This is a genomic window from Pseudomonas brassicacearum subsp. neoaurantiaca, assembly GCF_013608025.1.
Lineage (GTDB): Bacteria > Pseudomonadota > Gammaproteobacteria > Pseudomonadales > Pseudomonadaceae > Aquipseudomonas.
On the sequence record NZ_VDLV01000003.1, the window covers coordinates 161706 to 183711 of the forward strand.

At 61.0% G+C, this 22006-nt stretch carries 16 protein-coding genes and 1 pseudogene; 9 read left to right on the forward strand and 8 right to left on the reverse strand.

All coding sequences use genetic code 11. The features are described from left to right. Positions 1-213 precede the first annotated feature (213 nt). Positions 214-1077, forward strand: coding sequence for a DMT family transporter (locus FHK92_RS02770; RefSeq protein ID WP_181286715.1), 864 nt, complete (start codon positions 214-216; stop codon positions 1075-1077). A 127-nt stretch (positions 1078-1204) separates the two neighbouring features. Here the strand turns inward: FHK92_RS02770 and FHK92_RS02775 are convergent, their stop codons facing one another. After that, the gene (locus tag FHK92_RS02775) at positions 1205-2095 is read right to left on the reverse strand and encodes a DMT family transporter (protein WP_181286716.1); all 891 of its coding nucleotides are present in this window, start codon (positions 2093-2095) and stop codon (positions 1205-1207) included. A gap of 130 nt (positions 2096-2225) precedes the next feature. Here FHK92_RS02775 and aceK point away from each other — a divergent pair, with 130 nt between their 5' ends. The 5 genes from aceK (at position 2226) to FHK92_RS02800 (ending at position 12596) form a co-directional block, all read left to right on the forward strand. Then, positions 2226-3947 (forward strand): bifunctional isocitrate dehydrogenase kinase/phosphatase, encoded by a 1722-nt coding sequence (gene aceK, locus FHK92_RS02780; RefSeq protein WP_181286717.1) that lies wholly within the window; start codon positions 2226-2228, stop codon positions 3945-3947. 341 nt (positions 3948-4288) lie between these two features. Further along, positions 4289-8200: an ATP-dependent RNA helicase HrpA gene (gene hrpA / locus FHK92_RS02785; protein WP_181286718.1), complete on the forward strand. Its 3912-nt coding sequence runs from the start codon at positions 4289-4291 to the stop codon at positions 8198-8200. Positions 8201-8537: 337 nt separating this feature from the next. Continuing rightward, positions 8538-9659, forward strand: coding sequence for a beta-ketoacyl-ACP synthase III (locus FHK92_RS02790; RefSeq protein ID WP_181286719.1), 1122 nt, complete (start codon positions 8538-8540; stop codon positions 9657-9659). A 363-nt stretch (positions 9660-10022) separates the two neighbouring features. Beyond that, complete coding sequence (locus tag FHK92_RS02795) at positions 10023-11333, forward strand: OprO/OprP family phosphate-selective porin (protein WP_181286720.1); 1311 nt, start codon at positions 10023-10025, stop codon at positions 11331-11333. 138 nt (positions 11334-11471) lie between these two features. Further along, positions 11472-12596 carry a GNAT family N-acetyltransferase gene (locus FHK92_RS02800; RefSeq protein WP_181286721.1) on the forward strand — a complete coding sequence of 375 codons (1125 nt, stop codon included), beginning with the start codon at positions 11472-11474 and terminating at the stop codon, positions 12594-12596. Between the two features lie 187 nt (positions 12597-12783). Here the strand turns inward: FHK92_RS02800 and FHK92_RS02805 are convergent, their stop codons facing one another. The 4 genes from FHK92_RS02805 to FHK92_RS02820 all read right to left on the reverse strand — a co-directional run bounded on the left by FHK92_RS02805 (position 12784) and on the right by FHK92_RS02820 (position 17001). Then, positions 12784-14616, reverse strand: a complete 1833-nt coding sequence (locus FHK92_RS02805; protein WP_181286722.1) for an ABC transporter ATP-binding protein — start codon at positions 14614-14616, stop codon at positions 12784-12786. 84 nt (positions 14617-14700) lie between these two features. Further along, a complete protein-coding gene (locus tag FHK92_RS02810; RefSeq protein WP_030141163.1) occupies positions 14701-15255 on the reverse strand; it encodes a peptidylprolyl isomerase in 555 nt (184 codons plus the stop codon). Between the two features lie 4 nt (positions 15256-15259). Then, complete coding sequence (locus tag FHK92_RS02815; protein WP_181286723.1) at positions 15260-16063, reverse strand: alpha/beta fold hydrolase; 804 nt, start codon at positions 16061-16063, stop codon at positions 15260-15262. 14 nt (positions 16064-16077) lie between these two features. Continuing rightward, on the reverse strand, positions 16078-17001 hold the full coding sequence (locus FHK92_RS02820; protein WP_181286724.1) for a LysR family transcriptional regulator: 924 nt from the start codon (positions 16999-17001) through the stop codon (positions 16078-16080). Positions 17002-17051: 50 nt separating this feature from the next. On the opposite strand from FHK92_RS02820, the gene FHK92_RS02825 reads away from it, so the two are divergent. Both FHK92_RS02825 and FHK92_RS02830 read left to right on the forward strand, forming a co-directional pair. Continuing rightward, complete coding sequence (locus FHK92_RS02825) at positions 17052-17366, forward strand: hypothetical protein (RefSeq protein ID WP_030141160.1); 315 nt, start codon at positions 17052-17054, stop codon at positions 17364-17366. A gap of 149 nt (positions 17367-17515) precedes the next feature. Beyond that, on the forward strand, positions 17516-18115 hold the full coding sequence (locus FHK92_RS02830; protein WP_181286725.1) for an FMN-dependent NADH-azoreductase: 600 nt from the start codon (positions 17516-17518) through the stop codon (positions 18113-18115). Between the two features lie 226 nt (positions 18116-18341). On the opposite strand, the gene FHK92_RS02835 is transcribed toward FHK92_RS02830, so the two are convergent. After that, a complete protein-coding gene (locus FHK92_RS02835; RefSeq protein WP_258232551.1) occupies positions 18342-19178 on the reverse strand; it encodes an IS3 family transposase in 837 nt (278 codons plus the stop codon). After that, complete coding sequence (locus FHK92_RS27725) at positions 19175-19477, reverse strand: transposase (RefSeq protein ID WP_258232552.1); 303 nt, start codon at positions 19475-19477, stop codon at positions 19175-19177. The genes FHK92_RS02835 and FHK92_RS27725 overlap by 4 nt, the downstream gene beginning before the upstream one ends. Positions 19478-19702: 225 nt before the next feature. Here FHK92_RS27725 and FHK92_RS02840 point away from each other — a divergent pair, with 225 nt between their 5' ends. After that, positions 19703-20569, forward strand: coding sequence for a carboxylate/amino acid/amine transporter (locus FHK92_RS02840; protein WP_181286726.1), 867 nt, complete (start codon positions 19703-19705; stop codon positions 20567-20569). A gap of 110 nt (positions 20570-20679) precedes the next feature. Here the strand turns inward: FHK92_RS02840 and FHK92_RS02845 are convergent. Continuing rightward, a pseudogene (locus tag FHK92_RS02845) lies at positions 20680-21285 on the reverse strand (mechanosensitive ion channel family protein); the annotation flags it as partial. Positions 21286-22006 lie beyond the last annotated feature (721 nt).

The following is a 22006-nucleotide window of genomic DNA, read 5'->3' on the forward strand; positions in this document are numbered from 1 at the left end:
GCGTCGTGCCGTGCGGGAATCGGTCGCCTGAGCAGATCGGTCAATACCCTCCACCTGTCAGTCGCTCTCCGGTATACGCCTGCGTATCACCGCCGGGTGTTGGTGTTCGGGGCTGATCGGCAACGGTTGCCGTTCCCTGTGCCCGCCTGAAAAAAAACGACTGGATTTCAGCTTCGGCTGAGTTGGCTTCTTGCCTGACTACAGGTGGTATTCATGTTTTCCCTTTCCAAAAACGCCTTATTGGCGGCGGCTTCCACGAGCCTGTTCGTTCTGCTGTGGAGCAGCGGGGCGATCTTTTCCAAACTGGGCCTCGCCCACGCGTCCCCCTTCGCCTTCCTGCTGATCCGTTTTGCTATCGCACTGTGTGCGTTGGTGCTGTTGGTACCCATGTTGAAGTTCAAGTTGCCCAGCGCCGGCAAGCCAATGTGGTACGCGGCGGCGACTGGCCTGGTGTTGTTGGGCGCCTACCAGATTTTTTATCTGCTGGCGCTGCAACTGAACGTGACCCCCGGCGTGATGGCCACGCTGATGGGCGTGCAGCCGATCCTTACCGTGGTGCTCATGGAACGCCAGCGTTCCTGGCAGCGGATGTTCGGCCTGGCGCTGGGGTTGGTGGGCTTGATCATGGTGGTTTACCAAGGCATCGGCCTCGCCGGTATGTCCCTGGCGGGCATGCTGTGCGGGTTGTTGGCGCTGGTGAGCATGACGGCGGGGTCCATCATGCAGAAGCGCATCACCGATAATCCGCTGGGCACGCTGCCGGTGCAGTACCTGGCCGGGCTCGTGTTGTGCGCGGTGTTCGTTCCGTTCCAACCGTTCTACTTCGAGCACAGCGCGGGTTTCATCGTGCCGGTGCTGTGGATGGGGCTGGTGGTGTCGGTGTTGGCGACGCTGTTGCTGTACCGGCTGATTGCCCGCGGCAACCTAGTCAACGTCACCAGTCTTTTCTACCTGGTGCCGGCGGTGACGGCGATCATGGACTACCTGGTGTTCGGCAACCGGTTGGCGTTGTTGAGCTTGCTGGGGATGGCGCTGATCATTGTTGGGTTGGTGTTTGTGTTTCGTAAGAGCCGCTAGCTAACCGCTGGCAGCACCATCGCTTTCGCGAGCACCATCGCTTTCGCGAGCAGGCTCGCTCCCACAGGTTACGCGCAATCCTGTGGGAGCGAGCCCGCTCGCGAAGCTTTTCGGCCATCCCAATGAACTACCGGCTAGACACCCCAGGCTTCAACACCAACCACAACGCCGCCGCAATCAACACCCCGCCATACACATGCGCCATGCCCAACGGCTCATCCAGCAACAACGCGCCCCACAACACGCCGAACGGCGGAATCAGAAAGGTCGTGGTCATGGACTTGACCGGGCCGATGGAGCTCAGCAGCCGGAAATAAAGAATGTAGGCCAGCGCCGTACACACCAGGCCCAGGCCCAGCAGCGACAGCCAGACGCTCCAGCCACCCCAACTGGCCGGCGGGTGGGTGATCACGCTGTAGCCAAACAGCGGCAGCAGGAAGAGCGTGGCGCCGAACATGCTGCCCAGCGCGGACAGGCGACTGTCCAGCCCGCCTTGGTGATCGAGCCAGCGCCGGGTGAGGAAACCGGCAAAGCCGTAGCAGGTGGTTGCGAGCAGGCAGGCGAGGGCGCCCATCAATAGTTGCATGTCGAAGGCCACCGGGCCGGCGCGGGTGAGGATCGCGACGCCCATCAGGCCGAGAAAGACCCCGCTGACCTTCGCCGCCGTGAGTGGCTCACGGAAAAACAATCCACCGATCAGCACGCCCATCAGCGGTGTCGTCGCGTTGAAGATCGCCGAATAACCGGCTGGCAATACTTGCGCTGCCAGGGAGTAGAACGTCGCCGGAATGCCCGAGTTGATCAAGCCCAGTACCATCACGGCTTTCAGCTTGCCGCGAAAATTCCAGTCGACGCGCATCAGCGCGAGAATGACCAGCAGACCGACAAAGGCGATGGAAACGCGGAAGAAGGCCGTAGGAATCGTGCCAATGACCGGGGCGATGATGCGCATGAACAAAAAGCTCGCGCCCCAGATGGCGGCCAGTGACAGCAAACGCAGGATATCGACGAGGTTCACGAATGTGTCCTTCCTTGATCGGGCCGCAAGTGTCGCCCCGCCAAACACCGATGGCAATGGTTGCGTTGCCGAGGGATTGGCCTCTAAGCTCAGTCGCCAATAACAAGCATGACCCGCCGAGGTTTACCCTATGCCGCAGCCATGGCCCGCCACCGATATCGCCCGTTCGATCCTCGACGGCTTCGACGATTATCGCGAGCATTTCCGGCAGATCACCGATGGCGCCCGCGCCCGGTTCGAGCAGGCCCAATGGCTGGAGGCGCAGGCGGCGTCGGCGGCGCGGATCAATCTGTATGAAGAAAAAGTCTTCGAGACCGTCGCCAAGTTGCGCAACGCCTTCGCAACCGAAGCCTTGATGGATGTCGGATGCTGGCCACTGGTAAAAAGCGCCTATATCAGCCTGATCGACCTGCGCTTTGACGATGAGTTGTCGGAGACCTGGTACAACTCGATCTTTTGCGGCCTGTTCAGTCATGACCTGATCAGCGACGGCACCATGTTCATCCACACGACCCGGCCGAGCCTGCGTCGTGCCCGCGCGGCCCAGACCCGTACCTATAAGCCCGAAGGGCAACTGGACAAGATGCTCGCGGCGATTTTCGCCGATTATCGCTTCAGCGAGGATTACGCCGACCTGCCGGGTGACCTGCAACGCCTCGAAAGCCAACTGCGCGAGAACCTGCCGGACTGGGTCTGCAAGGATCCGGAACTGACGGTCGAGCTGTTTTCCTCGGTGCTCTATCGCAATAAGGGCGCTTACCTGGTGGGCCGCATCTACACCCGCGACGACCAATGGCCGCTGGTGATCCCGCTGCTGCACCGCGAAGGTCGCGGTATCCAGATCGACGCGCTGATCACGGACGAGGCGCAGGTGTCGATCATTTTCTCGTTCACTCGCTCGTATTTCATGGTCGACGTGCCGGTGCCGGCGGAATTCATCGGCTTTCTCAAGCGCATCCTGCCGGGCAAGCACATCGCCGAGCTGTACACGTCGATTGGCTTCTACAAGCACGGCAAATCCGAGTTTTACCGGGCACTGATCAACCACCTGGCGAACACCGACGACCAGTTCATCATGGCGCCGGGCGTGCGCGGCATGGTCATGAGTGTGTTTACCCTGCCGGGCTTCAACACCGTGTTCAAGATCATCAAGGACCGTTTCTCGCCGTCGAAAAACGTCGATCGGGCCACGGTGATCGAAAAGTACCGACTGGTGAAAAGCGTCGACCGGGTCGGGCGCATGGCCGATACGCAGGAGTTCGCCGACTTCCGCTTCCCCCTGGGCAAATTCGAGCCGGCCTGCCTGGAAGAGTTGCTCGAGGTGGCGCCGTCCACGGTGTCGGTGGAGGGCGACACGGTGTTGATTCGCCACTGCTGGACCGAACGCCGGATGACGCCCCTGAACCTCTATCTGGAAAATGCCAATGAAGCCCAGGTGCGCGAGGCGCTGGAAGATTATGGCCTGGCGATCAAGCAACTGGCGGCGGCCAATATCTTCCCCGGCGACATGCTGCTCAAGAACTTCGGCGTGACCCGCCACGGCCGCGTGGTGTTCTACGACTACGATGAAATCTGCTTCCTCACCGAAGCCAACTTCCGCCACATTCCCCAGCCGCGTACACCGGAAGACGAGATGGCCTCCGAGCCCTGGTATTCCATCGGCCCGCTGGACGTCTTCCCGGAAGAATTCCCACCATTCCTGTTCGCCGACGCCGGGCAGCGCAAGCTGTTCGACCAATTGCATGGCGAGCTGTACAACGCCGACTACTGGAAAAGCCTGCAAGAGGCGATTCGGGCGGGGAAGGTGATCGACGTGTTCCCGTATCGGCGCAAAGACCTGGACAACGAGTAACCGTGCCGGTTGAACGAAGTCCCTGTGGCTTGTGGCTTGTGGCTTTTGTGGCGAGGGAGCTTGCTCCCGCTGGGCTGCGAAGCGGCCCCAGGATTTAGCGGCTGCTGCGCAACCGAGCGGGAGCAAGCTCCCGCGCCACAAAAGCAGCCTTGACGCGAATCCCCTGTGGGAGCGAGCTTGCTCGCGATAGCGGTGGATCAACCAGCATGAATGTCGACTGACACACCGCCATCGCGAGCAAGCTCGCTCCCACAAGGTGTGGCTGTTTGTGTGCTCGGCGCAATAGCCGCAAATCTGCGACAATCGCCCCCTTGCTCAAACCGACGACCCTTGCGTACCTGATGACTGACCAAGCCCCCGCAATCGACAAACTGCTGAAAAACCTCGATCACGCCATGCTCGCCGACCGTCACCGGTTGCGGCGGCAGCTGCTCGAGCTGCGCAAGAAACCCGACGAAGCCAAGCTGGCCCAGTGGGTGGCGCGCATGCAGGCGTCGTGCGACCAGGTGCTGGCGCGCAAGGCGAGCGTGCCGTCGATTCGCTACGACGACAACTTGCCGATCGCCGCCAAGCGCGACGAAATCAAGGAGGCGCTGCTCAAGCATCAGGTGCTGATCATCGCCGGCGAAACCGGCTCGGGCAAAACCACTCAGTTGCCAAAGATCTGCCTGGAAATCGGCCGGGGCCAGCATGGCTTGATCGGCCACACCCAGCCACGCCGCATCGCCGCCCGCAGTGTCGCAAGTCGCGTCGCCGAAGAACTGGCCACGCCGTTGGGGGCGCTGGTGGGTTATCAGGTGCGGTTCGAGGACCAGAGCGACGCCAACACCCTGATCAAACTGATGACCGACGGCATCCTGCTGGCCGAAACCCAGAACGACCGCTACCTCGAGCGCTACGACACGATCATCGTCGACGAAGCCCACGAACGCAGCCTGAACATCGACTTTTTGCTCGGCTACCTCAAGACCCTGCTGCCGCGTCGCCCCGACCTGAAGGTCATCATTACGTCGGCGACCATCGACCTGGAGCGTTTCTCCAAGCACTTCGATGACGCGCCCATCGTCGAGGTCTCGGGCCGCACGTTCCCGGTGGAAACCTGGTATCGCCCGCTGACCCTGGAGCAGGACGAAGAGGGCAACCGGGTCGAGGACGACTTGACCGTCGACCAGGCGATCCTCGCCACCCTCGACGAAATCGCCGCCTACGAGCGCAGCGAACGGCGCAGTCCCGGCGATGTGCTGGTGTTCCTGCCGGGTGAGCGGGAGATTCGCGACGCCGCGGAGATGCTGCGCAAGGCCCAACTCAAGCACACCGAAATCCTGCCGCTGTATGCGCGCCTGTCGCCGGCCGAACAACAGCGCATTTTCCAGTCCCACCCGGGCCGTCGCGTGGTGCTGGCGACCAACGTCGCCGAGACCTCGCTCACCGTACCGGGCATCCGCTACGTGATTGACAGCGGCACCGCGCGCATCAGCCGCTACAGCTATCGCGCCAAGGTCCAGCGCCTGCCTATCGAAGCCATTTCCCAGGCCAGCGCCAACCAGCGCAAGGGCCGCTGTGGGCGGGTCGAGCCGGGGATTTGCGTGCGCCTGTACAGCGAAGAAGATTTTCTCGCGCGCCCCGAATTCACCGATCCAGAGATTTTGCGCACCAACCTGGCGGCGGTGATCCTGCAAATGCTGCACCTGCGCCTCGGCGAGATCACCGATTTTCCGTTCATCGAGCCGCCGGACGGCAAGGCCATCAGCGACGGTTTCAACCTGCTGCAAGAACTCTCGGCGGTGGACCGCAACAGCCAGCTGACGCCGTTGGGGCGGCAATTGGCGCGCCTGCCGGTGGACCCGCGCATGGGCCGCATGTTGTTGGAAGCGGCGAAGCTGGGCAGTTTGCAGGAAGTGCTGATCGTCGCCAGCGCCATGTCGATCCAGGACCCGCGCGAGCGCCCGCCGGAACGGCAACAGGCCGCCGACCAGGCCCACGCCCAATGGAAGGACGCGGATTCGGACTTTGCCGGGCTGGTCAATCTGTGGCGCGGTTTTGAAGAGCAGCGCCAGGCCCTGACCGCCAGCCCGCTGCGCAACTGGTGCCGCAAGAACTTCCTGAATTATTTGCGCCTGCGCGAATGGCGCGATTCCCATCGCCAGTTGAGCCTGATCTGCCGCGACATGCAGCTGAGCCTCAACAAGGATCCGGCCGACTACCCGAAACTGCACAAGGCCGTACTGTCGGGCCTGTTGAGCCAGATCGGCCAGAAAACCGAAGACGGCGACTACCTCGGCGCTCGCCAGCGACGCTTTTGGGTCCACCCCTCGTCGGGCCTGGGCAAGAAACGTCCGCAGTGGCTGATGACCGCCGAGCTGGTGGAAACCACCAAGTTGTACGCACGCATGGTAGCGAAGATCGAGCCGGACTGGATCGAACCGCTGGCCGGGCACCTGATCAAGAAAAACCACTTCGAACCTCATTGGGAGAAGAAGCGCGGGCAAGTGGTGGCCTATGAGCAGATCACTCTGTTCGGGCTGATTGTGGTCGGTCGCCGACCGGTGCATTACGGGCCGGTGGATCCGGTGGTGTCCCGTGAGTTGTTCATCCGCGAGGCACTGGTGCGCGGTGAGATCCAGTCCAAGGCCAAGTGCCTGAGCGCCAACACCCGGTTGCTGGAACAGCTCGACGAGCTCGAAGCCAAGGCTCGTCGCCGCGACATCCTGGCGGACGAGGAAACCCTGTTCGCCTTCTACGATGCGCGCCTGCCCGCCGAAATCCACCAGACCGCGACGTTCGACAGCTGGTACCGGATCAACAGCCAGAAAGACCCGCAACTGTTGATCATGCGCGAAGAAGACGTGCTGGCCCGCGAGGCCAGCGAGGTGACGGCCAACCAGTACCCCGACACTTTGCGCGTCGGCGACCTGACCTTGCCGTTGAGCTATCACTTCGAGCCCAACCACCCGCGCGATGGTGTGACCTTGCGGGTACCGGCGCCACTGCTGCCGATGCTACCGCCGGAGCGCCTGGACTGGCTGGTGCCGGGGATGATCGAAGCCAAGTGCATCGCCCTGGTGCGCAACTTGCCCAAGGCCTTGCGCAAGAACTTCGTGCCGGTGCCGGATTTCGTCAAGGCGGCGCTGCAGCGCATCACGTTTGCCGAGGGCTCGTTGCCACAATCGTTGGGGCGTGAGTTGCTGCGCATGACGGGCGCGCGGGTCAGCGATGAAGCCTGGGCCGAAGCGGCGCAGCAGGTGGACAGCCATTTGCGCATGAACCTGGAAATCGTTGACGGCCAGGGCAAGTTCCTCGGCGAGGGACGCGACCTGGCCGAACTGACGGCGCGGTTTGCCGAAGCCAGCCAGGCGGCGTTGGCCGTGCCGCAAACGGCGAAGAGCCAGGCGCCGGTGGAGGCAAAAGTCTTCGCGCCGGTTGCGGAAAAAACCCAGCAGAAGATCGCCGGGCTGTCGATGACGGTCTACCCGGCGTTGGTGGAAGAGGGCGGCGTGGTCAAGGAAGGGCGCTTCCCGACCCCGGCCGAAGCCGAGTTCCAGCATCGTCGAGCCTTGCAGCGTCTGCTCATGCAGCAACTCGCCGAAACGGCGAAATTCCTCCGTGGCAAGCTGCCGGGGTTGACGGAGTTGGGCCTGCTCTATCGCGATCTGGGACGCGTCGACGGTCTGGTGGAAGACATCCTGCTGGCCAGCCTCGACAGCTGCATCCTCGAAGGCGAGCCGAGCCTGCCCCGTGACGGCGCCGCGCTGGCAGCCCTAGCCGAACGCAAGCGCGGCGGCTGGACCGAGCACGCCGAACGCCTGGCGAAGTTGACCCTGGACATCCTCAAGCTCTGGCACGGCCTGCAAAAACGCTTCAAGGGCAAGATCGACCTGGCCCAGGCCGTGGCCCTGAATGACATCAAGCAGCAGCTTAGCCATCTGGTGTACCCGGGCTTCGTGCGGGAAACCCCGCACCAGTGGCTCAAGGAACTGCCGCGCTACCTCAAGGCTATCGAGCAACGCTTCGAGAAGCTGGGCAGCCAGGTACAGAAGGACCGGGTCTGGAGCGGCGAACTCTCAAACCTTTGGGCTCAATACCAGGCCCGCGCCAGCAAACACGCCCAGGAAGGCAAGCGCGACCCGCAATTGGAGCTGTACCGCTGGTGGCTGGAGGAATACCGCGTGTCGCTGTTTGCCCAGCAGCTGGGCACCAAGGTGCCGATTTCCGACAAGCGCCTGGGCAAGCAGTGGGGGTTGGTGGAGGGGTGATCACACCAACCCGACAACCCTCCAGGACCCTGTGGGAGCGAGCTTGCTCGCGATAGCAATGGTCCAGCCAGCAATCATGTTGACGGATACGCCGCCATCGCGAGCAAGCTCGCTCCCACAGGGAAGGCGTTGTAGCGAATGGAACATGGGCCAAACGCCAGCGTTTATGGCAAACTTCGCGGCTATAAATGCCGGTCCCGTGGTTTTGCGCTTCAATGTCACGGGCGGATCGGAATAAAGCGATGCCAGGGCTGCTTCCCCCGGATGGGAAAAGTCCCTTTGTGTGTTGGTACGTCGGTGCCAATATTTTCTGCCTGAACAGATCAGAGACACGACCATGCATAACGTCGTCATCAGCGGCACCGGCCTGTACACCCCGGCCAACAGCATCTCCAACGAAGAGCTGGTGCAATCTTTCAATACCTATGTCGCGCAGTTCAACACCGATAACGCCGAGGCCATCGAGCGCGGCGAAGTGGAAGCGTTGACTGAATCCAATGCGGCGTTCATCGAAAAGGCGTCGGGCATCAAGAGCCGCTTTGTCATGGACAAGGACGGCATTCTCGATCCTCAACGCATGACGCCACGCCTGCCCGAGCGCTCCAACGACGAGTGGTCGGTGCTTTGCGAAATGGCCGTCGGCGCGGCGAAACAAGCCCTTGAGCGCGCCGGCCGCAGCGCTGCCGACATCGACGGCGTGATCGTTGCCTGCTCCAACCTGCAGCGCCCGTACCCAGCCATCGCCATCGAAGTCCAGGAAGCCTTGGGCATCGAAGGTTTCGGTTTCGACATGAACGTAGCCTGTTCCTCCGCGACGTTCGGCATCCAGGCCGCCGCCAACAGCGTGCAGTTGGGCCAGGCCCGGGCGATCCTGATGGTCAATCCGGAAGTGTGCACCGGCCACCTGAACTTCCGCGACCGCGACAGCCACTTCATCTTCGGCGACGCGGCCACCGCCGTGATCATCGAGCGCGCGGACCAGGCGACCTCGCCGTACCAGTTCGACGTGGTCAGCACCAAGCTGCTCACCAAGTTCTCCAACAACATCCGCAACAACTTCGGCTTCCTCAACCGCGCAGCGGAAGAAGGCATCGGCACGCGGGACAAACTGTTCGTCCAGGAAGGCCGCAAGGTGTTCCGTGATGTCTGCCCAATGGTGGCGGAGCTGATTGGCGCTCATTTGGCAGAAAACCAGCTGAACGTCGGCGAAGTGAAGCGTTTCTGGCTGCATCAGGCCAACCTGAGCATGAACCAGCTGATCGTGCGCAAGCTGTTGGGACGCGAAGCCACCGAAGAGGAAGCCCCGGTGATCCTCGACCGCTACGCCAACACCAGCTCGGCCGGATCGGTGATTTCATTCCACATGTACCAGGACGACTTGCCTAGCGGCTCGGTCGCGGTGCTCAGCTCGTTTGGTGCCGGCTATTCGATCGGCAGCGTGATCCTGCGCAAGCATTGATCCGAAGCTGCTCGATCCCCCCGTGGCGAGGGAGCTTGCTCCCGCTGGGCTGCGCAGCAGCCCTTATCACTCCCAGAACTGTGATGCCTGTCGGTATGGGGGCGCTTCGCGCCCCAGCGGGAGCAAGCTCCCTCGCCACAAGAGCAACTGCTTCTCCACCGCCCTAGCTTGCAGCTCGCAACTGCCCTCCCGAAGCTGTATTTCTGTTATTCCCTTTCGAAGTAAAAAGTTCCGCTGTCATAAAATCTTTATGTGATAGCAACTCGCCTGACATAACCCATCGCCAAGATCCCCTCCCAACACCAGCGGGCCCAGTTCCGCGTGTTTTCTAACGCATAGACTACCAACTAGGGGAATTCTTCGATGATCCGTAAGCACTTCGCAGGTGTTGCCGCCAGCGCACTGGCAATGGCAGTAACCGCCCAGGCTTTCGCCGGCACCGTGACCACTGACGGCGCCGATATCGTGGTCAAGACCAAGGGCGGCCTGGAGGTCGCTACCACTGACAAAGAGTTCAGCTTCAAGCTCGGCGGTCGTTTGCAGGCTGACTACAGCAAATTCGATGGCATCTACACCGACAACGGCAACTCGGCGGATGCCGCTTACATCCGTCGCGCCTTCCTGGAACTGTCCGGTGTGCTGTACACGGACTGGGCCTACACCATCAACTACGACATGTCCCACAACAGCGGTGACTCCGACAACGGCTACTTCGACGAAGCGTCCTTGGCCTACAACGGCTTCAAGCCTGTTTCGATCAAGGTTGGTCGTTTCGACCCCGACTTCGGCCTGGAAAAAGCCACCAGTTCCAAGTGGGTGACCGCTCCAGAGCGTAACGCCGCCTACGACCTGATCGACTGGGCCAACAGCCACCAGAACGGCCTGGGTATCCAGGCGTCGAGCACCTTCGCCGATTCGTTCTATGCCTCGGCTGGCGTCTTCAGCAAGGACACCGACGACACCGACGGCGACAGCGTCAAGCAAGTCAATGGTCGCTTCGTGTTCGCTCCGATGCACGATGCCGGCAACGTGCTGCACTTCGGTCTGAACGTGGCCTCCCGTGACGTATCCGACACCGTGTTTGATGCCCGTTACCGCTCCCGTCTGGGCATGCGTGGTGTTGAAACCCTGGGCGGCAATGACGCTGGTCCAAACGGCAACCGTCCGGTACTGGGCGGCGCCAACAACTCCCCGGCCGGCTCTTACGACCGTGACACTGCTTTCGGCCTGGAAGCCGCTTTCGCCATGGGCCCAGCGTCGATCCAAGGTGAATACATCACCCGCAAGACCAAGGCTGACGCGGACGGTTTCGAAGACATCAAGGGCCACGGCTTCTACGTCCAGGGTGCCTACACCCTCACGGGCGAATCTCGCGGCTATAAAGTCGGCAAGTTCGACGCGATCAAACCGCAGAACAAGTCCATCGGCGCCTGGGAAGTCTTCTATCGCTACGACAGCATGACCGTCGAAGACGACAACATCACCACCGCTACCGCGACCCGTGACGTGGGCGACGCCGAAGCCAAGGTGCACAACCTGGGTGTGAACTGGTACGCCAACGAAGCGGTGAAAATCTCGGCCGCCTACGTCAAGGCCAAGACCGACAAAGTCACCAACGTCAACGGTGATGACGACGGCGACGGCTTTGTCATGCGCGCCCAGTACGTGTTCTAAATCGCTGACCTGATACACCGCTACATCTTCATCCGTTACAGCTCCTTTGAACCCCGCCTCTGGCGGGGTTTTTTTATCACCGTCCGGTCAGGATCGGCGATACTCGCGCAATCCGTCGTCTGGATCTCGGGGAACCGCATGCCGCTTCACGTCTTGGACAGCTTGTCCGCCATCTCACCGCAAGAATGGGACGCGTTGGTGCCCGTCAACCAACCCTTCCTGCGCCACGCTTTTCTCACCGCCCTGGAAGACAGCGCCAGCCTGGGTTCGCATACCGGGTGGCAGCCCGAGCATTTGCTGCACATCGAAGAGGGGCTGCTGCTGGCGGCGTTGCCCAGCTATCGCAAATGGCATTCCTACGGCGAGTACGTGTTCGATCACGGCTGGGCCGACGCTTGCGCCCGGGCCGGCATCGACTATTACCCCAAGCTGCTGACGGCGGTGCCGTTCAGTCCGGTCAGTGGCCCGCGACTGTTGACGGCGCGTGCGGAGGACGGCTTGGAGTTGCTCGGCAGCCTGCCGGGCTATCTGGAAATCGAGGGGCTTTCCAGCGCCCACATCAATTTCACCGATACCTCCACTGACGCCGCGCTGGCCCGACAAGAGGGCTGGTTGCAGCGGATCGGCTGCCAATATCACTGGCAGAATCGTGGCTATCGGGATTTCCAGGATTTCCTCGATGCGCTCAGTTCCCGCAAGCGCAAGCAGATGCGCAAGGAGCGTGAGCAGGTGGCGGGGCAGGGCATCGATTTCGAATGGCTGGAAGGTCGTCAACTGGACGAGGCGCAGTGGGACTTTGTCTACGCCTGTTACGCCAACACCTACGCGGTGCGTCGTCAGGCGCCTTATCTGACCCGCGCGTTCTTCAGCCTGCTGGCCGAGCGCATGCCCGAAGCCATTCGCGTGGTACTCGCCAAGCAAGGTCCGCGGCCGGTGGCGATGGCGTTCAGCCTGGTGGGAGGGGACAGTTTCTATGGGCGTTACTGGGGATGCCTGGCGGAATTCGATCGCCTGCATTTCGAGACGTGTTTCTACCAGGGCATGGACTATGCGATTGCCAACGGCCTGCAGCGTTTTGACGCCGGGGCTCAGGGCGAGCACAAATTGATACGCGGGTTCGAACCGGTGCTCACGCGTTCATGGCACTACCTGCGTCATCCAGGCCTGAAAGCGGCGGTGGCGGATTTTCTCGCGCGCGAACACGAGGGCGTGATGGCGTATGCCGAAGAGGCCAGGACGGCACTGCCTTATCGGCAGTGCTGAAGTTGTCTGAGACCCCGTGGCGAGGGAGCTTGCTGTGGCGAGGGGATTTATCCCCGCTGGGCTGCGTAGCAGCCCCAATAAGCTGGATGTCCAACCCGTTTATTGTGTTGAAGCCTTGATTTTTGGGGGCGCTTCGCACCCCAGCGGGAGCAAGCTCCCTCGCCACGGGTTTGTGCCTAACCAGGGTTCAGTCGATCCCGACAAATCCCCCCGTCTGATGCTGCCACAGCCGCGCATACAACCCACCCTGGGCCAACAGCTCGGCATGGCTGCCGGTCTCGGCGATCCGACCTTTCTCCAGCACCACCAGCCGGTCCATCCGGGCGATGGTGGAGAGGCGGTGGGCGATGGCGATCACGGTCTTGCCTTGCATCAGCGTCTCGAGGCTTTCCTGGATGGCTGCCTCGACTTCCGAGTCCAGCGCTGAGGTCGCTTCGTCCATGATCAGAATCGGCGCGTCCTTGAGCAGCACCCGGGCAATCGCGATGCGCTGGCGCTGGCCGCCGGAGAGCTTCACGCCGCGCTCGCCGACGTGGGCATCGAAACCGGTGCGGCCTTCGGCATCCGAGAGCAGCGGGATGAACTCATCGGCCCGCGCCTTGTGCACCGCTTCCCAGAGTTGCGCGTCGGTGGCGTCGGGCTTGCCATAAAGCAGGTTGTCGCGGATCGAACGGTGCAGCAGCGACGTGTCCTGGGTGATCATGCCGATGCGCGCGCGCAGGCTTTCCTGGCCGACGTGAGCAATGTCCTGGCCATCGATGAGGATGCGCCCGCCCTGGACGTCATAGAGGCGCAACAGCAGGTTCACCAGCGTCGATTTACCTGCGCCGGATGGCCCGATCAGGCCGATCTTCTCGCCCGGTTTGATCACCAGGTTCAGGTCGCCGATCACCCCGCTTTTCTTGCCGTAGTGGAAATCCACGTGCTCGAAGCGCACTTCGCCCTGAGCCACCGCCAATGGCTTGGCCTGCTCGCGGTCGGTAACGCTGACGGGTTGGGAGATGGTCTGCAAGCCGTCCTGGACCATGCCGATGTTTTCGAAAATGCCGGTGACCACCCACATGATCCAGCCGGACATGTTGACGATGCGGATCACCAGGCCGGTGGCCAGCGCAATCGCGCCGACGCTGATCAGCGATTGGGTCCACAACCACAGCGCCAGGGCCGTGGTGCCAGCGATCAGCAGGCCGTTCATGCTGGTGATGACCACGTCCATGCTCGTTACCACGCGGCCGGCCAGCTGGGCTTTTTCGGTCTGGTCTTCGATGGCTTCGCGGGCGTATTGCTGTTCGAAGTTGGTGTGGGCGAATAGCTTCAGGGTGGTGATGTTGGTGTAGCCATCGACGATCCGCCCCATGAGTTTGGAGCGGGCATCGGACGACACCACCGAGCGTTCCTTGACCCGCGGTACGAAGTAATACAGCGCGCCGATGTAGGCGGCGATCCACATCAACAGCGGGATCATCAGGCGCCAATCGGCTTCGGCGAACAGCACCAGCGAACTGATGGCGTAGATCAGCACGTGCCACAACGCATCCACGGCCTGCACCGCCGAGTCCCGCAAGGAGTTGCCGGTCTGCATGATGCGCTGGGCGATGCGCCCGGCGAAGTCGTTCTGGAAGAAGTTGAGGCTTTGCTTGAGCACGTAGCTGTGGTTCTGCCAGCGGATCAGGCTGGTCATGCTCGGGCTCAAGGTCTGGTGCACCAACAGGTCGTGCAGCGCGACGAAAATCGGCCGGAACACCAGCGCGACCACCGCCATCCACGCCAGCTCGAGGCCGTGGACCTTGAAGAAGTCGGCGCTGGGCGTGGCCTGGGTCAGGTCGATGATGCGGCTCAGGTAGCTGAACAGCGCCACCTCGATCAGCGCGCCGATCAGGCCAACCACCAATAGCGCGGCGAAGCTGGGCCAGACTTGTTTCAGGTAATAGGTGTAGAAGGGCAGGACGCGGTTCGGCGGGGCCGAGGTCGGGGCGTCGCGGAAGATGTCGATCAGTTTTTCGAAACGGCGATAAACCATGGGTTACATAGCCCGGGCAGGGCTCTCCTTTTTTGCTGTGGGCGGCGCGGGATCGCCGACGCCGCCCAGGCTTGCCCTGCGGGTTTAGTCGATGCGCTTGGCCGACTTGATGATCACAGGGTCGATCGGCACGTTTTGCATGCCTTGTTTGGTGGTGGTCTGGGAGTTGACGATGATGTCCACCACGTCCATACCCTTGACCACTTTGGCGAACACCGCGTAGCCGGCGTCGCGACCCGGATCGAGGAAGGCGTTGTCAGCCACGTTGATAAAGAACTGGCTGGTGGCCGAATCCGGGTTGGAGGTGCGGGCCATCGACAAGGTGCCGCGCACGTTATGCAGCCCGTTGCTGGCTTCGTTCTTGATCGGCGCCTTGGTGTCTTTCTGTTGCATCTGCTGGGTGAAACCGCCGCCCTGGGCCATGAATCCCGGAATCACACGGTGGAAAATCGTGTTGTTGTAGAAGCCGCTGTCGACGTACTCAAGGAAGTTCTTGGTACTGATAGGGGCCTTCACCGGGTCCAGTTCGATTTCGATCTGGCCGTTGGTGGTGTCCAGCAAGACATGCGGCGCAGGCGCGGCCATCAGGTTGGCGGCAAAGAGGACGGTGCCGGCGGCGAGGGCGAGTTTTTTCAGCATGGGTTCAATGATCCTGGGTAGTGGAATCGGTTGCGGTCAAGAATTCGAGCAGGGTCTGGTTGAAGCGTTCAGGTTGATCCAGCGGCGTAGCGTGCCGGGAATCGGTGATGACTGCCAGTCGTGCGTCAGGCAATAGCTTTACATAAGCCTCTTTCAGCGCCACCGGGGTGTAGTCGTGGTCGGCGCAAATGATGAGGGTTGGACAGGCAACTTGCGACAGACGTTCCTGCACGCCCCAGCCGACAATGGCGTCGAAGCTGGCGAGATAAGCACGTTTGTCATTCGTTGCCCAGCGCCGGGCCATTTCCAGTCGTAGCTCGGTCTGTTCAGGCTTGGGGAACAGCTTGGCGCCGAGGGCCTTGCCGATGGTTTCCAGGCTGAGCAGGCGCATCAGGCTCCAGCGCTTGAGCCATTGCCAGCAATCATCGGGCGTGCGGACCTTGACCTCGGGGGCGCTGTTGACGATGCACAGGCTCTTGACCCGCGCGGGTTCGTCTACGGCCAGTTGGAAGCAGATCATCCCGCCCATGGACCAGCCCACCAGATGCACCGGGCCCAGCTCGAGGTGGTCGATCAGCGCGCCCAGGTCAGCGCTGAAACCGGCGATGCTGTAGCGCTCGCGCGGCTTGTCTGAGCGACCGTGGCCGCGCACATCCATCACGATCAGGCGATAGCGGGCGGACAGCACCGGGATCTGCTTTTCCCAGTCACGCGTGCTGGAACCCAGTCCATGGACCAGCACCAAGGGCGCGCCGTGACCATATTCCTCGTAGTGCAGGTTGCAACCTTCGTGCGCAAAATAGGCCATCGGCGAAGTCCTTGTCAGGCTTGTTCAGGGGCGGCGAACGGGGCATCCAGCGGCGCCGTGTCAAAGGTGCGCAGCAGCTCGATTAGGATCTGCGTCGCTGGGCCGAGGGGTTTTTCCTTGTTGGAGAACAGATAGAAGGTCGAGTTGCGGCTGCCTCCTTGTTCCAAGGGTAGACGCTTGAGCACGCCTTCATTGAGTTGCCGTTCGATCATGTGCCGGGGCAGCCAGGCGAATCCCAGGCCACTGCCGACAAAGGTCGCGGCGGTGGCGAGGCTGCCGACGGTCCAGCGTTGTTCGGCGCCGAGCCAGCCGACGTCCCTGGGCTGTTGGCGACCGGAGTCGCGGATGACCACTTGCAGGTGGCTTTCCAGGTCCTGGAAGTTCAGCTCGCGGTTGAGGCGGTGCAGGGGATGCTCGGGGTGGGCCACCGCGATGAATTCGACGTCGCTCAATTCCGCGCCCAGATAACCGGGAATGCTGAAGCCGCTGATGGCCAGGTCGGCCACGCCTTCGAGCAGCACTTCTTCGACGCCCGACAACACCTCTTCGCGCAGGCGCACGCGGCAGCCTCGGCTCTGCGGCATGAACGCCGTCAGCGCCCGGACGAGGCGGGCACTCGGGTAGGCCGCGTCGACCACCAGGCGCACCTCCGCTTCCCAACCTTGCTCCATGTGGTGGGCCAGGTCTTCGAGTTGGCTGGCCTGCTTCACCAGTTGGCGGGAACGGCGCAACAGCACGCCCCCGGCTTCGGTCAGCACGGCCTTGCGTCCGTCGATGCGCAGCAGCGGCACGCCGAGTTGGTCCTGCATGCGGGCGACGGTGTAGCTCACCGAGGATTGGGAGCGGTGCAGCACTTCGGCGGCCTGGGCGAAACCACCGTGGTCCACCACCGCCTGCAACGTTCGCCATTGATCAAGGGTCACGCGGGGCGCTTTCATATTGAGCTCCTCTTGTCCTAAGCTGGCGGTCCCTTGGTGGAGACTGCCGAATGAAAAAAATCTGTTGTGCGCTGCTGGCCCTGTTGCCGCTGACTGCCTTTGCCTACCCGATCGACGTGGAAAAACACCTCAACGGCCTGAGCATCGACTACAACGCCTACGACACCGATGCCGACATCGGCTCGATCCAGGTCAACAACTACGGCAGCACCGATGCGGCCTGCAAGGTGGTGTTTCGCAACGGCCCGGAAGCGCCGCGCACCCGCAACATCGAAGTCGCCGCCGGTAAGTTCAAGAACGCCACCGCCAAGTTCAACCGCAACATCATCAAGCTGCGCATCGAGCTGACCTGCAAGCCGAAATAGCCGGCGGCGGGGCAGCGCCATAAGCTTGCTCCGCTTATAAACGAAAATATCGATGTGTTGCAGCAATTATTTGCGCTTTTCCATCGATATGGTCGCGCTTAACCTTCACTCCATCGACTGACAACATTTTCAGATGGAGCCTACAAGCCATGTCCCGCGTCCTGATCATCGAAAGCAGTGCCCGCCAGCAAGATTCGGTTTCCCGTCAACTGACCCAGACCTTCATCAGCCAATGGAAAGCTGCGCATCCGGCCGACGAAATCAGCGTTCGCGACTTGGCCGTCAATCCGGTTCCGCACCTCGACGCCAATCTGCTGGGCGGCTGGATGAAGCCGGTCGAGCAGCGCAACGACATCGAAAATGCTTCGCTGGAGCGCTCCAACCAACTGACCGACGAACTGCTGGCCGCCGACGTACTGGTGATGGCCGCGCCGATGTACAACTTCGCGATCCCCAGCACTTTGAAAGCCTGGCTCGACCACGTACTGCGTGCCGGTGTGACCTTCAAGTACACCCCCACCGGCCCCCAGGGTTTGTTGACCGGCAAACGCGCCTTCGTGCTCACCGCCCGCGGCGGCATTCACGCCGGTGGCGCCTCCGATCACCAGGAACCGTACCTGCGCCAAGTCATGGGTTTCATCGGTATCCATGACGTGACCTTCATCCATGCCGAGGGCATGAACCTGGGTGGTGATTTCCAGGAGAAGGGGCTGAATCAGGCCAACGCCAAGCTGTCCCAGGTCGCCTGAGGCGTTAATCCTCGGGTAATCGCCGAGTGGTCTAGTGACTCGGCGCTTCCCTTCAAACCGTTTTGCGCATCGAACCTCCCTTTGCACTTATTGCTCCTGAGTGCATCAGCCCGATTGAACGCTTTAGCGAGATCGGGCTTTTTTTTGCCTGGGATTTGATGGGCGCCAAGGACCCTGTGGGAGCGAGCTTGAACTGGTCAAGTAATTCTGGACACCAGTTAAGGTTTCACGCTGCCAGTTTCTCCATAGCTATCGGCGACCGGTAGTCGTTGTAGCTATGGAGCCTGATATTGTTGTACCGCAGTACATAACCCTGCAAATCTACACGGGCTTCATGCTCCGAGCTGTAGCCATCCTCCGGCACCCATTCTGACTTCAAGCTTCCAAAGAAACGCTCCATCGGGGCGTTGTCCCAGCATTCACCTTTACGACTCATGCTGTGCACAAGTCCATGCTTGCGTATTTCATTTTTGAATTTATGGCTGGTGTATTGGCAGCCTTGATCTGAATGAAATAGCACCTCTTTTGGGCGGCCTCGCAACTCGACCGCCATCCGCAGCGCTTCGCAGGTCAGCGTGGCGTCGGAAATCATCGAGAACGACCACCCGACAATCCGACGAGCATACAAATCCAAAACCGCCGCAAAATACAGCCACCGCTTGCCGACCTTGATATATGTCACGTCCCCGCACCAGACCTGATTTATCGCCGAGACATCAAACTTGCGCTTGAGGAGGTGCGGCACCACCAAGGCTTCTACGCCGGAGGATTTGTACTTGTGCCGCCGACGCTGACGACTAACAACACCGGCTTCACGCATCAAACTGCGAGCCATGTGCCGCCCAACACGATGTCCCTTTGCTTGTAGCTCCTTTGAAAGGGTGCGAGATCCCGCGGACGCTCTGGATTCCTTGTGATGTTCGACCAGCATGGTTTTCAATCTCTCGCGCGCAGGCTTCACCTTGCCTTGGCGCTGACGCCAGGCGTAAAAGCTGCTGCGGTTGACTCCAAACGCCCGGCAGCAATTGTTAACGCCGTAATGCTCGTCCAGCTCGCTGATCAACGAGAACGATCTTTGGAGTCCAAAAGCAGGAGAGCACTGGCCTTTTTTAAGATTTCAATGTCCAGGTCTTTTTGCCTGAGCAATGCCTTGAGCTGCTGGATTTCTCGCTGATCGGCGGTAATTGCCTTGGCTCCTTGCGGGGTCGAGCCCAAGCGTTCCTGACGCACCTGATCAACCCAACGGCGCAGGGCCGTAGGGCCAATATCCAAACTGGCACAGACCTCAGGGACCGATTGGCCCTCGTCCAACACCAAGCTCGCCGCCTTGAGCTTGAACTCTCTGGAATAAGATTTACGCATATCCAAACACCTCAGATTTGGGCGCCATCATAGCGCCCGATTGAGGTGTCCAAAATCATTAGGCCAGTTCAGCTTGCTCGCGATAGCGGTGGATCAGCTACGTAGATGTTGACTGGCCTGCCGCCATCGCGAGCAAGCTCGCTCCCACAGGGTCTGTGTATGGAGGTAATTAGCGACAACCACCAAAACCCGCTATCTTCGCCGCCATTCAAAACGAGGGGCGGTATGGGCTATCTACTTTTTGTGACCTTGATCCAGGCATTTTCCTTCAGCCTGATCGGCGAGTACCTGGCGGGGCATGTCGACAGTTATTTCGCGGTGCTGGTGCGCGTCGTGCTGGCGGGACTGGTGTTCATTCCCCTGACGCGCTGGCGTCAGGTCGAGCCATCGTTCATGCGTGGCATGTTGCTGATCGGCGCTCTGCAGTTTGGCGTGACCTACGTCTGCCTCTATCTGAGTTTCCGAGTGCTGACCGTGCCGGAAGTGCTGCTGTTTACCATCCTTACGCCGCTGCACGTGACCTTGATCGAAGACGCCCTCAATCGTCGCTTCAATCCGTGGGCCTTGATCGCGGCGCTGGTGGCAGTGGCTGGCGCGGCGGTGATTCGCTACGACCGGATCAACCCGGATTTCTTCATGGGCTTCTTGCTGCTGCAACTCGCCAACTTCACCTACGCGGCCGGGCAGGTGTTGTACAAGCACTTGGTGGCGCGTCACCCAAGCGACCTGCCGCATTATCGGCGTTTCGGTTATTTCTACCTCGGCGCGCTGATGGTGGCGTTGCCGGCGTTCCTGCTGTTCGGCAAGGCTGATTTCTGGCCGGAGGCGCCGTTGCAATGGGGCGTGCTGGTCTTCCTCGGGCTGGTCTCCACCGCGTTGGGGCTGTACTGGTGGAACAAAGGTGCCTGCCTGGTCAACGGCGGCACGCTGGCAGTGATGAACAACCTGCACGTGCCGGTGGGGCTGCTGGTGAACCTGCTGATCTGGAACCAGCACGAGGCGCTGGGGCGGTTGCTGCTGGGTGGGTCGGTGATTTTGGCGGCGGTGTGGATCAGTCGGTTGGGGGTACGCCAATCTCAGCCTTCACCCTAACCCCTGTGGGAGCGAGCTTGCTCGCGATGGCGCACTATCAGTCAGCATCTATGTTTCTGACACACCGCTATCGCGAGCAAGCTCGCTCCCACAGGGGAATCGGGTTGGCTTCAGACCACCTGCTTCTGCGGCTCCGGCAGGTGACTCGCCCCCAGCACCGCCGGCAGCAACCCCGCCCGCAGATCCGTGCCGCTCGGCTGCTGGTACAGGCCCAAGCCGAATTCCGGCATCACCGCCAGCAGGTAATCGAAAATATCCCCTTGGATGCGCTCGTAGTCGGCCCACACGGTGGTGCCGGTGAAGCAGTAGATTTCCAGAGGAATGCCTTGGGCGGTGGTTTGTAGCTGGCGGACCATGCAGGTCATGTTCGGCTGGATCTCGGGATGGCTTTTCAGATAGGCCAGGGCATAGGCGCGGAACGTGCCCAGGTTGGTCATGCGCCGACGGTTGGCCGACATGGCCGCGACGTTGCCCTGGGCCTCGTTCCAGGCCTTGAGCTCGGCCTGTTTGCGGCCCATATAGTCAGTCAGCAGGCGAACCTGGGACAGGCGCTGTTCTTCCTCGTCGTGCAGGAAACGCACGCCACTGGCGTCGATGAACAGGCTGCGCTTGATCCGCCGTCCACCGGATTGCTGCATTCCGCGCCAGTTCTTGAACGACTCGGACATCAAGCGCCAGGTCGGGATCGAGACGATGGTCTTGTCGAAATTCTGCACGTGTGAACTTAGACTCTGAATGGACATGCAAAACCTATACAAATCAGCTGTTTGAGATTTTTTGTCCATTGTCCATTTTTCCTCAAGACGATGGACAGCCTGCCATCCCGCAACCCACGCAGTCCCATAATCCTCGATCCCACCAGGCCCCTCACGACCCTTGCAGGTAGACCCAGAGCTGCTGCTCCATCAAAGATTCCCAAGTAATTATATTTGAGAACAAGGAGCCTGATATGGCACTCATCCCTCATATGAATTATCAGCATTTCACGAAAAGCAAAAAGATTGGGAGATATGGTTTCACCAAGAGGCTGATTTGATCGTGTGAATTGTCGGTCACCCGCCCATGGCGTGGTGATCGGCGTTTTCACCGTTTGGCCTGCTGCAGCGTAGTCTCTGGCCGGTTCGAACGGTATCGGCTGATGCCTATGTGCGCTAGTTCGCACGGCATGGCTTTACGTCATTCATAACGGTCAATCAGGACGCCCATCGGGCCCAGTAAGATCAAGCTGTAAACTCAAAAAATGCACTGTAAACCTCCATGCTTTACAGATCATTTTTTTGGTTTACCCCCCTCCCATGATGACCTGTGCCTGTGCCTGGCTAGCAGTCCAGACAAGCGTCTGATCGCGCCCGCGCTAGTGCGGGGAAAGCCCTGAGTCATGGCGCCGTGCAACGAGTACCGCTCAAACAGCGAGCGATAGAACCCAATCAGCACCTC

Excerpts from the sequence above, each read along its gene's own strand:
- FHK92_RS02770 (WP_181286715.1), top strand. The coding sequence starts at position 214 with ATGTTTTCCCTTTCCAAAAACGCCTTATTGGCGGCGGCTTCCACGAGC.
- aceK (WP_181286717.1), top strand. The coding sequence starts at position 2,226 with ATGCCGCAGCCATGGCCCGCCACCGATATCGCCCGTTCGATCCTCGAC.
- hrpA (WP_181286718.1), top strand. The coding sequence starts at position 4,289 with ATGACTGACCAAGCCCCCGCAATCGACAAACTGCTGAAAAACCTCGAT.
- FHK92_RS02790 (WP_181286719.1), top strand. The coding sequence starts at position 8,538 with ATGCATAACGTCGTCATCAGCGGCACCGGCCTGTACACCCCGGCCAAC.
- FHK92_RS02795 (WP_181286720.1), top strand. The coding sequence starts at position 10,023 with ATGATCCGTAAGCACTTCGCAGGTGTTGCCGCCAGCGCACTGGCAATG.
- FHK92_RS02800 (WP_181286721.1), top strand. The coding sequence starts at position 11,472 with ATGCCGCTTCACGTCTTGGACAGCTTGTCCGCCATCTCACCGCAAGAA.
- FHK92_RS02805 (WP_181286722.1), bottom strand. The coding sequence starts at position 14,616 with ATGGTTTATCGCCGTTTCGAAAAACTGATCGACATCTTCCGCGACGCC.
- FHK92_RS02810 (WP_030141163.1), bottom strand. The coding sequence starts at position 15,255 with ATGCTGAAAAAACTCGCCCTCGCCGCCGGCACCGTCCTCTTTGCCGCC.
- FHK92_RS02815 (WP_181286723.1), bottom strand. The coding sequence starts at position 16,063 with ATGGCCTATTTTGCGCACGAAGGTTGCAACCTGCACTACGAGGAATAT.
- FHK92_RS02820 (WP_181286724.1), bottom strand. The coding sequence starts at position 17,001 with ATGAAAGCGCCCCGCGTGACCCTTGATCAATGGCGAACGTTGCAGGCG.
- FHK92_RS02825 (WP_030141160.1), top strand. The coding sequence starts at position 17,052 with ATGAAAAAAATCTGTTGTGCGCTGCTGGCCCTGTTGCCGCTGACTGCC.
- FHK92_RS02830 (WP_181286725.1), top strand. The coding sequence starts at position 17,516 with ATGTCCCGCGTCCTGATCATCGAAAGCAGTGCCCGCCAGCAAGATTCG.
- FHK92_RS27725 (WP_258232552.1), bottom strand. The coding sequence starts at position 19,477 with ATGCGTAAATCTTATTCCAGAGAGTTCAAGCTCAAGGCGGCGAGCTTG.
- FHK92_RS02840 (WP_181286726.1), top strand. The coding sequence starts at position 19,703 with ATGGGCTATCTACTTTTTGTGACCTTGATCCAGGCATTTTCCTTCAGC.